Raw genomic sequence first — 13,049 nt, forward strand, 5'->3', positions numbered from 1 at the left:
TTTCTCATAAATGTGGACATGATGGCCACGCTGCCATACTAATAGGTTTGGCAAGAGTTTTAAAAAAAAAGCCTCTATTAAAAGGAAAAGTTATTTTATTATTTCAACCATCAGAAGAAAATGGAAAAGGTGCAAAAGCCGTTTTAGAGGATGAAAAATTTAAATCAATACAACCCGATTTTGTTTATTCGTTACATAATGTACCTCATTATGATTTTGGAAGTATTATTGTAAAATCCGACTCTTTTACTCCTTCAGTAACAAGTTTAAAAATTACGTTAAAAGGAAAAACGGCTCATGCTGCAGAACCAGAAAATGGTGTTAATCCCGATCTAGCCTTATTAGAAATACTAACTGCAATTAAAGCTTTAGCTGATACTAATTTAGAAAGTAAAACATTTGCAGTAATTACTACTATTTATGCTACTTTAGGATCAAAAGATTACGGTATCTCAGCAGATTACGCAGAACTGCATTTTACCATAAGATGTTGGACAGCCAATCAATTGAAGGCTCTGAAAGGAAAAATCGCTACAATAATAAATATAATTTGTGAAAAGCATGAACTTAAAAACACCTTCGATTGGATTTATGAATTCGATTCAGCCAATAATAATAGCAAAGCTGTAGATTATATAAGAAAAGCAGCAATATACAATTCTTTTAAAATTATAGAAAAGAAAACACCTTTTAAGTGGGGTGAAGATTTTGGAGCATTTACACAAAAGTACAATGGTGCTATGTTTGGGTTAGGTTCAGGTAAAAACACCCCTGCTTTACATAACCCAGATTATGATTTCCCCGACGAAATTACACCTTACGGTGTACAGATGTTTTATGAAATATTAAAATTAATTTATGCATAGTTCAGTCATTCAAATTAGTAAATCGGCATTAAAAAATAATATAGATATAATAAAATCATTAATTAGTAAATCTGTAACCTTATCATCTGTAATCAAAGGAAATGCGTATGGTCATAGCATTGCCCAAATGGTTCCTTTACTTCAAGAATTCAATGTGAATCATTTTTCGGTTTATAGTTCTTTTGAAGCAAAAAAAGCATTTGAAGTTGCGAAAAAGGACTTTACAATATTAATAATGGGAGATATTAATTGCAATGATGAAGATTGGATTATTGATAATGGAATAGATTTTTTTGTATTCAACTTAGCCAGATTAAAACAAATGCTTTCAAAAGCAATGAAAAAAAAGCAAGTTTTAAATATTCATATAGAAATTGAAACTGGGATGAATCGTACAGGATTTAACCAAAAAGATTGGAATGATGTTATTCAATTAGTAAAAACTCATAAGGAGTTTATAAAGGTAAAAGGATTATGTACACATTTCGCCGGCGCAGAAAGTTTAAATAACTATGTTAGGGTGAAACAACAACAAATAGTATTTAATAAAGCCATTAAGTTTTTTAAATCTCATGAAATTATAGCAGAAAAAATTCACTGTTCGTGCAGTGCTTCAGTTTTAGCTTTCCCTACTAAAAATTATGACATGGTAAGAGTAGGAATTTTGCAATATGGTTTGTGGCCAAGTAGAGAATCTTTTATTAAATACATATCTAAGTATAACATCGACAAAAATCCTCTAAAACCAGTATTAAGTTGGAAGTCCTATATTATGGATGTAAAACTAGTATCTAAAGGTGAATTTATAGGATATGGTAGCTCTTTTTTAGCAGAAAATGAAACAAAAGTGGCCTCAGTGCCTATTGGGTATGGCTATGGATATAGCAGAAGCTTAAGTAATTTAGGAAGAGTAATTATTAATAATAATCGCTATAGCGTAATAGGTACAATTAACATGAATATGCTATTAATAGATATTTCATCTAGTGATTCAATTGCTATAAATGATGAAGTTATTTTAATAGGATCAAGTACTGATTTGGACATTCCATTATCTTCATTTTGTAATAATACAGATCAGCTTAATTACGAAGTGCTTTCAAGAATAGATAAAGACATTCCTCGAATAATCACAATATAATTATGGCTTATATAACTTTAAATAGAAAATCGTTAGCAATAAATTACAGCTATCTAAAACAATTATTCAATAAAAACAGTATTGAATGGGCACCTGTCTTAAAAATGCTTTGTGGAAATAAAACCTATCTCGAATTTGTATTATCACTAGGAGAAGAACAAGTTTGCGATGCTCGTTTAACAAATTTAAAAACCATAAAGTCTATAGATCCAAAAGTTGAAACGATATACATTAAACCACCAGCAAAAAGAAGTATAAAAAGTGTGGTTAAATTTGCCGATGTAAGTTTTAATACAGAATTTACAACTATAAAATGGCTTTCTGAAGAGGCTAAAGTCCAAAATAAAGTGCATCGGATAATTATCATGATAGAGCTTGGCGACTTACGTGAAGGTATTTTAGGAGAACATTTATTGGATTTTTATAAAAAAGTATTTGAATTGCCTAATATAAAAGTTGTTGGTATTGGAGCAAATTTAAATTGTTTAAGTGGCGTAATGCCAAGCAAGGATAAATTAATTCAGTTAAGCCTGTATGAACAATTAATTGAAGCCAAATTTGGTAAAAAAATTGACTATGTAACGGGGGGTTCTTCTGTTATGATTCCTCTTTTATTAAAGAAACAAATTCCTAAAGGAATAAATCATTTTAGAATAGGAGAAACATTATTTTTTGGTGTTGATTTATTTTCAAGTAAAACCATTCCAAAGATGAAAAGCGATGTTTTTGTATTACATGCCGAAATTATTGAAATTACAGAAAAGCCAATAGTGCCTTTTGGTGAAGTAGAAGAAAACCCTTCAGGTGAAATAATAGAAATTAATCCAGAAGACTATGGGAATACTCATAAAAGGGGGATTTTAGACATTGGTTTGTTGGATATTGCTACTACCGATTTTTTGGAGCCTATAAATAAAAAAATTGATTTTATTGGGGCAAGTTCAGACATGTTAGTTGTTGACTTAACTAATACTAGAAAAAAATACAAAGTAGGGGATGTGGTTTCATTCAAATTGAAGTATATGGGAGCTTTAAGAATTATGAATTCTAAGTATATTGATAAAAAATTAATTTAAGATTTAAATTTATAATTATAATATAATTTATAAATTTAAACCTTCTAAAGGTTATTAAATTTTATATGAGATACGCTAAAATTCCTTCATCATTATTTATCAATAACAGAAAAAATTTTTCAGATAAAATGGAGTCCAACTCCATTGCAATTTTAACTTCAAATGATGTAATGCCTAATAATGCTGATGATGTTATGGGGTTTACTCAAAATAACGATTTGTTTTATTTAACTGGTATTGATCAGGAAGAATCAATTCTACTACTGTATCCAGATGCTGCTTTACCAGAAAATAGAGAGATTTTATTTGTGAAAGAAACAAGCGATGTTATAAAAATTTGGGAAGGTGATAAATTAACAAAGGAGCAAGCTTTTGAAGTTTCTGGAATAAAAAATGTAAAATGGATTCAAGATTTTGAATTGACACTGCAGTATATGGCATTTGAAGCAGATACTTTTTATCTTGGGCATAACGAGCATAAAAAAACACTAACTACAGATATAAATACGCAACAAGATAGAATGATATCTTTTTGTAAAGAAAAATATCCTCTTCATAATTTCAAGCGGGCTGCAAAAATTACGAGAGATTTACGTCAAATCAAATCTGAAGAAGAAATAGCGTTGATGCAACAAGCTGCAAATATTAGTATTGGTAGTTTTGAGAGAGTTTTAAAGACAATTCAACCAGGAATGAAAGAGTATGAACTCGAAGCTGAGTTAACTTATGAACTAACCAGAAAAGGAGGAAAGCGTCATGCGTTTATGCCAATAGTTGCCTCGGGCGCAAATGCTTGTGCATTACATTATAATACAAATGATTCAGTTTGCATGGATGGAGATATGGTTTTGATGGATTTTGGTGTTTGTTATGCTAATTATAATTCTGACACTACGCGCTGTTTTCCCGTAAACGGTAAATTTAGTAAACGTCAAAAAGAAGTTTATAATGCTGTGCTTTATTGTTTAAAAGAAGGTTCAAAATTAATAAAACCAGGAGTTATTCCTGCTGATTATGAAAAGCAAATGGCGACTTTAGTCGAAGAACAATTAATAAAATTAGGGTTATTAAAATTTAAAGATATTAAAAATCAAGACCCTGATAATCCATTATACAAGAAATACTTTATGCATGGTACTGCGCATCATATCGGTCTAGATGTTCATGATGTTGGTCTTTATACCAGACCTTTTGAAGTTGGAATGGTTGTTACTTGTGAACCTGGAATTTATATTACTGAGGAAGGAATAGGTTGCCGATTGGAAAATGATTATTTAATTATTGAAAATGGCACTAAAAATTTAACTACTGAAATGCCTATTGAAATAAGTGAAATTGAAGCAATTATGAGAGCTTAAAAAAAGCGCCATTTTTAAATGGCGCTTTTTTTTTATTTTTTAATAGTACAACCAATGGCTTTTGTAAAGTTAGGATTTGGTTTCTCACCTTCAATTAATGCGTTTATTGCATCTTCTACATATTTTTCAGTAACTGCTGTCGCATCTGAGTAATTATTGTCAATAGCACCTATATAAGCAACTTTTAATTCTTTATCTTCTTTATTTAGTAAAAATACGTGAGGAGTTCTTGTCGCTCCATATTGAGGAAAAATCTTTTGTCCGTCATCAAATAGATAAGGAAATGTAAACCCTTTTTCTTTGGCCCTTTTTTGCATAGAAACAAAGTCATCGCCTTTTGATATTTCAGGATTATTAGGGTTTATTGCAATTACAGGATAACCCTTATCTTTATATTGTTTATCTAAGTCAATAATGCGATCCTCATAGGCAATTGAAAAAGGACAATGGTTGCAAGTGAAAATTACGATAAATCCTTTTGCATTTTCATAATCGGACATCGACACCATTTTTCCATCAACGTTTTTCAATTTAAAATCGGTAGCTGTATCGCCAATTTTATATCCATCAGCTACTGGTCTAATTGTAAATGCAGTTGCAATAATAAAAACTGATACTAGTAAAATTGATTTTAATGTTTTCATAATTAGTAGGTTTTAAAAATTTCTTTTAGTTCTTTTTCTAATAAATCATACGAGAACGATTGCTCATAAAATTTACGAGAATTCTTATTATAAATTAAGGTAGCCGGAATAGCACCAGACCATTTTTCGCTAATTTTTGGTATCCATTTATTTTGATCAACATCTGCCATTAAAATAACGTTAGATTTTAAGTTATGTTCCTTAATAAAAGGTATTAATCTTGTTTCTATTTGATTTGGAAAATCTAAACTTACTAAAATAACTTCAACATTTTTATCTTTATAATTAGCATTGATTTTTTCAAAGGCAGGTAATTCTTCAACACAAGGTTTGCACCAAGTTGCCCAAAAATTTATTACATATGTTTTATCATCATCTTTGTTAAGAAGAGGTTCTAATGTTTCATATGTATAGGATTTTATACTAATTTCATTAGATTTTTCTTCAGAAGTCTTATCACTTTTACACGAAATAAAAGAAACAATCAATAGTATTAATAGTAGTTTTTTCATAATAAAATTTAAAAATAGTAAAACTAATTTTTAAATTGAAAAGTTTAACAATTCTTAACAAATAAACGAGTGTTATTTTATGATAGTATCTTAGCAAGTATAAGTGTAATTTATAAGCAAAGTATTATACTTTTATTATTAATTTTGTTGAATTGATTTTTAACTCCATTTAGATATGAAATTATTCAAGTCTGTTATTTTATTTTTATCAATAAGTGCTTTAGTAGCTGGTTGCAAAGTAGTGCAGTTAGAACCTATTGAAATTTTAAGTTTTCAACAACAGTTAGAACAAATTTTTCCAGATGCAGAAATTACCAAGATCGAAGCGAAAGATCATTTCACAAAAGCTTTTCAATTAGTTTTAAATGAACCTTTGGACCACAAAGATAGTACAGCCGGATTTTTTAAACATTTTGTTTACCTAACTCATAGCGGTCTAGATAAGCCCACTGTTTTGGTTACAGAAGGTTATAATGCTCGTCCAAGCACTTATGAATTAAGCAAAATATTACAAGCAAATCAAGTTCAAGTAGAATATCGTTTTTTTGGTAAATCACGTCCAGATTCAATTCAATGGAACTATTTAAAAAATGATCAGGCAATTGAAGATTATCATCAGTTAGTAACAAAATTAAAAACACTTTATAAAAGTAAATGGATTTCAACTGGAATTAGCAAGGGAGGAGAAACTGTTTTAATATACAAATCTAAATATCCATATGATGTTGACGTCGCGGTTCCTTATGTTGCACCGCTTATTGATGGCCAAGAAGACCCAAGAACAGAACAACATATTAAAACTATTGGAACTGATGAGTGTAGAGCTAAAATTGTTGAATATCAGCGTTTGCTTTTAGAAAATAGAGATTCAGTTTTGCTTGAAATTTCTAAATATGCAGAAGCGAAAAACATGAATTTCACAGAGCTTTCTAAAGAAGAAGCTTTAGAATATGCAGTATTAGAATTCCCCTTTTCTTTTTGGCAATGGGGAGGAAAATGCGAAGAAATACCATCTAAAAATGCCACTGCCAAAGAATTATTTAATTACGTAAATAGTATTGTAGGAATTAGTTTTTACAATGACAACACATATTTCGATTTATTACCTTCCTATTATCAGCATATGACTGAATTGGGTTATTATGGATTCGATACAACACCAGTAAAAGATTTATTGAGAGTTGTTCATAAACCAACAAATTTAAGGTTTGCGCCAAAAAATATTGATGTAACCTATAATCCTAATTATATAAAAGAAGTTCGTGATTATATTGAAAATCAAGGAAATAAAATTCTTTACATTTATGGTGAATATGATACTTGGGGAGCCTGTGCTCCAAACCCGAAAAATCATGTAAATGCACTTAAAATGGTTTTAAAAGGAGGATCTCATTCAACTAGAATTATAGATTTTTCAATCGAAGACAAACAGCTTATTTATGATAAGTTACAAAATTGGTTAGGCTACAGTGTGAAAATATTTCCTTTAGAAAATTAGACTACATTTTTTTCTATAAAAATTGTTCGTTCAGTTAGAATAATTTTGTAATTGTTTTTAAATTATTGGTATATTTAAAAACATATTATTAGAAGCTATGCGTAAAAAAATATCTCTCGTTTTTATATTTCTGGTTATATTTCAAATTCAAATACGAGCTGAAATTTTCTGCTCAGCTTCACTTATTTCTAAAATCACTATTTATTGGGATTCCTCTTTATCTATGAAGGATAAAGATATTGATAAGGAATTATTAGTGTTAAATAGCTATTTTAAAAACACACCAAATGTTGAGGTTGATTTAATAACTTTTAGTAATACGATTAATTTACAAAAGAGATTTGAAGTTGTTAATTCAAATTGGGAAAGTTTAAAAGATGAATTAGTTAAAGTTAATTATGATGGAGTTGCATTTTATGATGTATTACTGGAAAAAATAACTTCGGATGTTGTTTTTTTATTTACTGATGGTGTTGAAGTAATTGACAAGTTAGTATTAAATAAAACCAATAAAACACATATTATCAATAGCTTAAAAAAAGCAAATCGTTCCATTTTAGAGCAAGAAAGTTTGAGTGCAAAAGGTAATTTTATTGATTTATCAAGAATTAATATTGATGAAGCTTTGAATCTTTTGAATTTAAATGTAAGCCAAAAAGAAATTCCAAAAAGGGAAGTAGTTGACCAGAGAGGAACCCTAAATGATGAGTTTATAACCGGGAGTGTGTATAGTTCAAATGGCGCATTATTAGGAGTTTCAATTACTATTAATGGAGAAAAAGGAGTAGTGACTGATAGTAGTGGTGAATTTAATATTGAAGCTGAAAAAGGGGATACACTAACTGTTAGTTATTTAGGCTTGCAAACTCAAGAAATTTTAATTGGAGAAGACAAAAGATTTGAAATACTACTCATTAATGATGAAACTGAATTAGAAGAAGTTGTTGTTGCTGGAAAAAGTAAGCCTAAAGAAGAAGTTGAAACTGGTTACGGAAAAACAAACAAAGATAAAGTAGGGTATGCTGTTCAATCAATTGACTCTGATAATTTACTTGAAGGAAGAAATGATAACATATCTGTACATGGTAAATTTTCTGGAGTGACTCGTTACGGTGGTAATGATGATATCAGTCAAATGATTTTAAGGGCAAACTCAATGCTACTAAATGTCTATCCTCTTATTTTAGTTGATGGAACTCCTATAAGTAGATCGAGTTCTACAGGACGTGTTCAATTAACAAATTTTATAGATCCAAATAATATTGCAAAAATTACGGTATTAAAAGGCTTAGTTGCTACCAATAGATATGGAAGTGAAGGAGGAAATGGTGTTATTTTAATTACTACAAAAACTTCTTTAGCAGGAGTAAAGTCTGAAAATTCTAAAAATTCCGCATTAATTAAAAATAATGATTTCACTGAGGATTTAGCTATTGTAAACAACTCTTTAAAAGAGTTTAAATACATTAAAGAGTTTAAAAAGTATAAAACACTTGATGAAGTTTACACCTACTATTTAAGTCAACGTATTGATTATATAGATAATCCAATGTACTTTGTACATATTTCAGATTATTTTTTACAGTTTTCAAATAGGGAGTTATCCTCTAAAATACTTTCAAATTGTTTAGAAGTTAATCAAGATAATATTGAGCTTTTAAAGCTTGTAGCATATAAGGCAGAACAACAGCAAGATCTATTTTTAGCAAAAAGAATTTATGAAAACTTAGCAAAATTAAAACCTGTAGCAGCTCAATCATATAGAGATTTGGCGCTAATCTATCAAGAAATAGGTAATTATCAAGAAGCACTAGATATTTATAAAAAAATTAAAAATAATAGCTATCAAGGAATTAATTTTTCAGGAATTGAAAAAGTAGTTACCAATGAAATGAGAAGTTTAATATCAAAGCATCAAACTCTATTAGACCTAAGTGATGTTTCTGATTATTATTTGAAGGATATTAATTATGACGCACGTATTGTTATTGATTACAATGATGTTTCAGCTGATTTTGAAATACAGTTTGTAAACCCTCAAAAGAAATTTTTCTCTTGGCCACATACAAAAGCAGAAAACGAAATTCGCTTATATGAAGAAAAAGAAATGGGTTTTAATACAGAAGAGTTTTTATTAATAGATGCTCAAAAAGGAGAATGGCAAATTAATATTGAAAGCAAAGTAAAGAAAAGTAAAAATCCTGTTGTATTAAAATATACGGTCTATAAAAATTATGGAAAATCAAATGAAACCATTGAAGTAAATATCATAATGTTAAACAATATGAAAGAAAAAAAGTTACTTGGAAAGATTAAAATTTAATAATTAAAAAACCCAATCAATTGATTGGGTTTTCTATATATAAGCAAGAAATTAAAAATCTATTTTACTTGATCTACAACAGCCTTAAAAGCTTCTGGATTGTTCATAGCTAAATCTGCAAGAACCTTACGATTCAATTCAATATTATTAGCTTTTACTTTACCCATAAACTGAGAGTAAGACATTCCATACTGACGAGCCCCAGCGTTAATACGTTGAATCCATAATGCACGGAAGGTTCTTTTTTTGTTTTTACGGTCTCTATAAGAATAAACCATTCCTTTTTCAACCGCATTTTTTGCTACTGTATAAACGTTTTTTCTACGTCCAAAGTAACCTTTTGCTTGCTTCAATATCTTTTTTCTTTTAGCTCTTGAAGCAACTGAATTTACTGATCTTGGCATAATTTCATTTGTTTTTTTGTAGTAGGCGTCAAATAACTATTTGAACTTGCATTAGCTCTACTCCAAGGTTAATAATTAAATTCCCTGTAACTTTATTATTTTAAAGTTAACTGTTGTAAAATGTTAGCTCTATCTGATTTATGTACTAAACCATCATGAGTTAACTTTAATTTACGTTTTTTGCTTTTTTTAGTCAAAATATGACTTTTAAAAGCATGCTTTCTCTTAATTTTTCCAGAAGCCGTAAGCTTAAAACGCTTTTTGGCACTAGATTTTGTTTTCATTTTAGGCATCTTTCTTCTACTTTTTTATCTTGCTTATTATATATATATACTAAATGTATTCTAGCATTATTTCTTTTTTGGAGCTAAGTACATAATCATACGTTTACCTTCTAACTTTGGCATTTGCTCAACTTTTCCATATTCTTCTAATTCGGTTGCTAATCTTAGAAGTAAAATATGTCCTTGATCTTTATAAATGATAGATCTTCCTTTAAAAAACACAAACGCTTTTAATTTTGCACCTTCTTGTAAAAACTTGATAGCATGTTTCTTTTTAAATTCAAAATCATGTTCATCCGTATTAGGTCCAAATCTTATTTCTTTAACAACAACTTTAGTTGCTTTAGATTTTTGTGCTTTCTCTCGCTTTTTTTGTTCGTAAAGAAATTTTTTATAATCTATTATTTTACAAACTGGCGGATCAGCTTTGGGAGATATTTCTACCAAATCTAGTTCTTGTTCTCTAGCAAGTGACTTCGCCTTAGAAATTGAATATACTCCAACTTCTACGTTGTCTCCTACTAAACGCACTTCGTCAACAAATTTAATGTGCTCATTAATTCTATGTTGATCTTCTTTGATTACTCTCCAAGGCTTTCTTCCCCCTGATCTTCTCTTGATTGCTATAACTGTAAAATTTAAATTAAACTTAAAATTGTTCTAATGTACTACTAACTTCTTTATTTAAAAATGATATAAATTCATTGATTGATAATGAACCCATATCGCCATCTCCTTGTTTTCTTACAGAAACCGTGCCGTCTTTCTCTTCCTGCTCACCTACAATCAGCATAAACGGAATCTTATTTAATTCGGCATCTCTAATCTTTCTACCCGTTTTTTCATTTCTATCATCTACAAGGGCGCGAATTTCGGAATTTTCTAGCAAATGTAAAACATTTTCTGCATATTTTTGATATTTCTCACTGATAGGTAGTATTATAACTTGTTCAGGTGTTAGCCATAAAGGGAATTTACCACCTGTATGTTCTAATAAAACAGCAATAAAACGCTCCATAGATCCAAATGGAGCTCTATGAATCATAACGGGTCTGTGTAATTGATTGTCTGCTCCTTTATAATTTAAGTCAAATCGTTCAGGTAAATTGTAATCTACTTGAATAGTTCCTAATTGCCAATTTCTACCCAAAGCATCTTTCACCATAAAGTCTAATTTAGGACCATAAAATGCGGCTTCTCCATATTCAATCACATAATCAAGTCCTTTTTCTTTGGTTGCATTTATAATTGCATTTTCGGCTTTTTCCCAATTTTCATCACTTCCAATATACTTCTCTCTATTTTCAGGATCTCTTAATGAAACTTGCGCCGTAAAATTCTCAAAACTTAGCGATTTGAAAACATACAAGACTAAATCAATAACATCTTTAAATTCTTTATCTAGTTGATCAGGTGTACAAAAAATATGAGCATCATCTTGTGTAAAACCTCTAACACGAGTTAACCCATGTAATTCACCACTTTGCTCATACCTATATACAGTTCCAAATTCTGCAAAACGCTTAGGCAATTCTTTATACGAATAGGGTTTGTTGTTGTAAATCTCACAATGATGCGGACAGTTCATTGGTTTTAATAAAAACTCTTCACCGTCCTTTGGAGTATGTATAGGTTGGAAGCTATCTTCTCCATATTTTGCATAATGGCCAGAAGTAACATATAATTCTTTTTGACCAATATGGGGTGTTATCACCATTTCATAACCAGCTTTTTTCTGAGCTTTCTTTAAGAAGTTTTCTAAACGCTCTCTTAGTGCAGCACCTTTTGGAAGCCAAAGTGGTAGGCCTTGCCCCACTTTTGAAGAAAATGCAAATAACTCCAGTTCTTTTCCTAATTTTCTGTGATCACGTTTTTTAGCTTCTTCGAGTAGTTCCAAATACTCGGTAAGCATTTTTTGCTTTGGAAAAGAAATACCATATACACGTGTAAGTTGATTGTTTTTTTCGTCACCTCTCCAATAGGCTCCAGCAACACTCATCACTTTCACAGCTTTTATGATTCCTGTATTAGGAATATGTCCTCCACGACATAAATCGGTAAAATCTGAATGATCACAAAAAGTAATATCACCATCATTCAAGTTTTCAATCAATTCTACCTTATATTGATTATTTTGTTTTTTATAGAAATTTAAAGCGTCTTCTTTTGATACTTCACGCATTTTAAACTCATGTTTTCCACGAGCTAATTCAAGCATTTTTTGTTCAATTGCTTTAAAATCTTTATCTGAAATTACATTGTCGCCCAAATCAACATCGTAATAGTATCCATTTTCAATAGCAGGTCCAATGGTTAGCTTCACATTTGGATAAAATGAAGTAATAGCCTGAGCTAAAACATGGGCAGAAGAGTGCCAAAAAGTTTTTTTACCCTCAAGATCATTAAAAGTAAACAGTACTAAATTTCCATTTTCTAGAAGTGGAGTAGAGGTTTCAACAGTTGTACCATTAAATTTTGCTGATATTACATTTCTCGCAAAACCCTCACTAATATTTTTAGCAACATCCATTGGAGTGCTTCCCTTTTGAAAATCTTTTATTGTACCGTCTGGCAGCGTTATTTGAATCATATATTTTTATTAAAGTTGCAAAGGTATTGGAAAACTATCATTTTAGCAATATCTTTTTACAATCTATCTATATTGGCATTAGTATATAGTATTTTTAAATTTCACTCTACATAATATATTGTATGTTTAAATAGTTATAATTTGTTTAGAAGCTCATAAATTTAGAATTCTTCCATTTTAGGGTAAATTATTTAGGCTATAACTTGTTTGTTTAGAGGGTTGTATACAGGGTATAGAAAAAAGATTAAAAAAGTACTTGTCAGGAATAAAAAACGGATTAGATTTGCATCCGCTAATTGAGGTATTTGATTGGCAAAAAGTTCATTAAAGAAGTGTAGAAAAAAAACTCAAAA

12 protein-coding genes are annotated in these 13,049 nt (G+C 29.7%); 6 read left to right on the forward strand and 6 right to left on the reverse strand.

Features of this window, described 5'->3' with window-relative positions; genetic code table 11:
• The 4 genes from HKP59_RS00235 to HKP59_RS00250 all read left to right on the forward strand — a co-directional run.
• Nucleotides 1–866 (forward strand): amidohydrolase (locus tag HKP59_RS00235; protein WP_291802458.1); only part of this gene is annotated, 866 nt, incomplete at its 5' end.
• Complete coding sequence (gene alr, locus HKP59_RS00240) at nucleotides 859–2,007, forward strand: alanine racemase (RefSeq protein WP_291802459.1); 1,149 nt, start codon at nucleotides 859–861, stop codon at nucleotides 2,005–2,007. The genes HKP59_RS00235 and alr, both read left to right, overlap by 8 nt.
• A gap of 2 nt (nucleotides 2,008–2,009) precedes the next feature.
• Nucleotides 2,010–3,083 carry an alanine/ornithine racemase family PLP-dependent enzyme gene (locus tag HKP59_RS00245; protein ID WP_291802461.1) on the forward strand — a complete coding sequence of 358 codons (1,074 nt, stop codon included), beginning with the start codon at nucleotides 2,010–2,012 and terminating at the stop codon, nucleotides 3,081–3,083.
• A gap of 65 nt (nucleotides 3,084–3,148) precedes the next feature.
• A complete protein-coding gene (locus HKP59_RS00250) occupies nucleotides 3,149–4,441 on the forward strand; it encodes an aminopeptidase P family protein (RefSeq protein ID WP_291802463.1) in 1,293 nt (430 codons plus the stop codon).
• A gap of 32 nt (nucleotides 4,442–4,473) precedes the next feature.
• Here HKP59_RS00250 and HKP59_RS00255 read toward each other — a convergent pair whose 3' ends face one another.
• On the reverse strand, nucleotides 4,474–5,085 hold the full coding sequence (locus HKP59_RS00255; RefSeq protein ID WP_291802465.1) for a thioredoxin family protein: 612 nt from the start codon (nucleotides 5,083–5,085) through the stop codon (nucleotides 4,474–4,476).
• Between the two features lie 2 nt (nucleotides 5,086–5,087).
• Nucleotides 5,088–5,597 (reverse strand): TlpA disulfide reductase family protein, encoded by a 510-nt coding sequence (locus tag HKP59_RS00260; protein WP_291802467.1) that lies wholly within the window; start codon nucleotides 5,595–5,597, stop codon nucleotides 5,088–5,090.
• Nucleotides 5,598–5,772: 175 nt separating this feature from the next.
• Between HKP59_RS00260 and HKP59_RS00265 the strand changes: the two genes are divergently transcribed.
• Nucleotides 5,773–7,095 carry a S28 family serine protease gene (locus tag HKP59_RS00265; RefSeq protein WP_291802469.1) on the forward strand — a complete coding sequence of 441 codons (1,323 nt, stop codon included), beginning with the start codon at nucleotides 5,773–5,775 and terminating at the stop codon, nucleotides 7,093–7,095.
• 97 nt (nucleotides 7,096–7,192) lie between these two features.
• Nucleotides 7,193–9,418 (forward strand): carboxypeptidase-like regulatory domain-containing protein, encoded by a 2,226-nt coding sequence (locus HKP59_RS00270; protein ID WP_291802470.1) that lies wholly within the window; start codon nucleotides 7,193–7,195, stop codon nucleotides 9,416–9,418.
• A 59-nt stretch (nucleotides 9,419–9,477) separates the two neighbouring features.
• Here the strand turns inward: HKP59_RS00270 and rplT are convergent, their stop codons facing one another.
• The 4 genes from rplT to thrS all read right to left on the reverse strand — a co-directional run bounded on the left by rplT (nucleotide 9,478) and on the right by thrS (nucleotide 12,696).
• Nucleotides 9,478–9,822 (reverse strand): 50S ribosomal protein L20, encoded by a 345-nt coding sequence (gene rplT, locus HKP59_RS00275; RefSeq protein WP_291802471.1) that lies wholly within the window; start codon nucleotides 9,820–9,822, stop codon nucleotides 9,478–9,480.
• 95 nt (nucleotides 9,823–9,917) lie between these two features.
• Complete coding sequence (rpmI, locus tag HKP59_RS00280) at nucleotides 9,918–10,115, reverse strand: 50S ribosomal protein L35 (RefSeq protein WP_291802472.1); 198 nt, start codon at nucleotides 10,113–10,115, stop codon at nucleotides 9,918–9,920.
• A 57-nt stretch (nucleotides 10,116–10,172) separates the two neighbouring features.
• Nucleotides 10,173–10,688: a translation initiation factor IF-3 gene (gene infC / locus HKP59_RS00285; RefSeq protein ID WP_291802474.1), complete on the reverse strand. Its 516-nt coding sequence runs from the start codon at nucleotides 10,686–10,688 to the stop codon at nucleotides 10,173–10,175.
• A gap of 67 nt (nucleotides 10,689–10,755) precedes the next feature.
• Nucleotides 10,756–12,696, reverse strand: coding sequence for a threonine--tRNA ligase (gene thrS, locus HKP59_RS00290; RefSeq protein ID WP_291802473.1), 1,941 nt, complete (start codon nucleotides 12,694–12,696; stop codon nucleotides 10,756–10,758).
• Nucleotides 12,697–13,049: the final 353 nt, after the last annotated feature.

The organism is Lutibacter sp. (assembly GCF_013041805.1).
GTDB lineage: Bacteria > Bacteroidota > Bacteroidia > Flavobacteriales > Flavobacteriaceae > Lutibacter.